Here is a 1,665-nt window from a genome sequence, read left to right as displayed (position 1 = left end):
AGGCGGAATTTAAGAGTGCGGATAGCGCGGCGATAAAATTTAAAGCGAGCCAGGCGAGTAAATTTAAAGCGAGCGCGGCGGATAAGAGCTTGGATGCGGGCGAGCGGGAAGAATTTGATATTAAAGCCGCCCAGGGCGCGCTTAGCAAAATTTTTAACGAGATAGAGCATCAAAGCTCGTTTTGGCACGCAACCCCTTTTGCGCTGCTGTTTTTGGCGCGTATCTTTACGCAGGCGCGCGCTACAGCGGGTAAAAACGCGAATAAAAATAATCAAAACGCTACAGCGGACATAAACGGAAAAAACGAAAACTGCGAAAACGCAAAAGGCGAAAACGAAGCGGCAGGCATTATCGCGGCTCGGCTCGGCGGATTTTTTGCGTTTATGATTGAGATTTGCGATGATGCCGATAAGATCTCGCACGCAGCGCCGCTGGCGAGCTTTTCGGATATGCTTGCGGAAAAATATCTGTGGCCGCAGAGCGATGAGAATGACGAGGAGCGCTGGGAGGAGTACTTTTACGAGGATGAGCTATTTTACAGCCTCTATTTTTATTCGCGGGCGGTTTTGGACGCGACGGGAGTGGACTTTGCGCAGTTTAAGTCTAAGCCGGGTGGCGTTTAAGGCTGCGCCATCTCGCCTTTTGATTCTAATTTTAGCGAGACGAGGTGCGTTTTGGCGGCGCTTTATTTAAATTTAGACTTCAAAAAATTTTAAAATTCTTTAAAAATTTACGGCAGACGGAATTTGCAGACCGTCTGTTTAAATTTAAAATTCGCTCGATTTTTGATCGGCGGTATGGTTAAGGTGCGGGTACTGCTTTTAAATTTAGATCGCCGCGAAGCTTCAAACCCGCTTGCGGCGCGGCTTTTTATGTGGTTTTAAAAAGATACCAATTCGGCGCAATTTTTTCTATCATTATAAACTCGCTAGGGCTCATTTGCGGCAGATCCGCCTCATCTTGCACCCGCAAAAAGCCCACGGAGTTATCGGTGACCCCGCCGATGAGCAGCATAAATCTTTTGCCGCTCGTCTCGGCGTGAGAGAGATGCAGGCTTTTGATCTCTGCTTTAGCGCGCTCGGACTCACCGCTAGCGTAAAGCTCGTAAATTTTTTCAAATGCCGCTAGGTTTTGTTTGCCGAACCCCACAAGCTCTTTATCGGGCGCCAAGATTAGCTTTAAATTTACGATATCTGCATCAGTTCTTTGCTCAAACTCCCGTTTTTGCGCCTCGCTAAATTTTTCATATTCGCTTACGATAGCCTCAATAATGGCGGTTTGCGCTAAAACTCGCACGGCGTAGATCCCGTCCTCCTTAGTATAGACGTAAAGATCGAAGTGCTTCTCTTTAGAGCCCAAAAATACGTGAAAAATCTCGCTAAATTCGTCGCTGCGTCCAAGCGGAGCAACCGTGATTTCGCTATAGTTATCCGCCGCGTAGAATTTACGCTTTAAATAGCTTCTCATCTCGCCTTTAAAATAAAGATTTTTATCGAAGTTTGTGTCGCTAAACAGCGAGCGGACGAGCTCCTCATTGGGGCTGGCGTTTAGGCTTAACGCGCAGCTTGCGCAAAGTATTAGAGGAGCAAAAATTTTTGAAAATCCTGCCGTTTTAAAAAATCTGAATAAGCTCAAAATTTAGCCTTTTGAAATTTTATAAATTTA

General features: G+C 46.0%; 3 protein-coding genes. 2 read left to right on the top strand and 1 reads right to left on the bottom strand.

From position 1 onward, the window contains the following. Both Q0369_RS04690 and Q0369_RS04685 read left to right on the top strand, forming a co-directional pair. Positions 1 to 623: hypothetical protein (locus Q0369_RS04690; protein WP_298096660.1), on the top strand; the 623-nt coding region annotated here is incomplete at its 5' end. Positions 624 to 746: 123 nt separating this feature from the next. Further along, complete coding sequence (locus tag Q0369_RS04685) at positions 747 to 884, top strand: hypothetical protein (protein ID WP_298096656.1); 138 nt, start codon at positions 747 to 749, stop codon at positions 882 to 884. Here Q0369_RS04685 and Q0369_RS04680 read toward each other — a convergent pair. Beyond that, positions 871 to 1,635, bottom strand: a complete 765-nt coding sequence (locus Q0369_RS04680) for a hypothetical protein (protein ID WP_298060834.1) — start codon at positions 1,633 to 1,635, stop codon at positions 871 to 873. The genes Q0369_RS04685 and Q0369_RS04680 overlap by 14 nt on opposite strands. Positions 1,636 to 1,665 lie beyond the last annotated feature (30 nt).

This window comes from uncultured Campylobacter sp., assembly GCF_938030685.1.
Taxonomy (GTDB): domain Bacteria; phylum Campylobacterota; class Campylobacteria; order Campylobacterales; family Campylobacteraceae; genus Campylobacter_B.
Note: the sequence above shows the minus strand (reverse complement) of the source record. Positions and strands in the feature narration are given on the sequence as shown.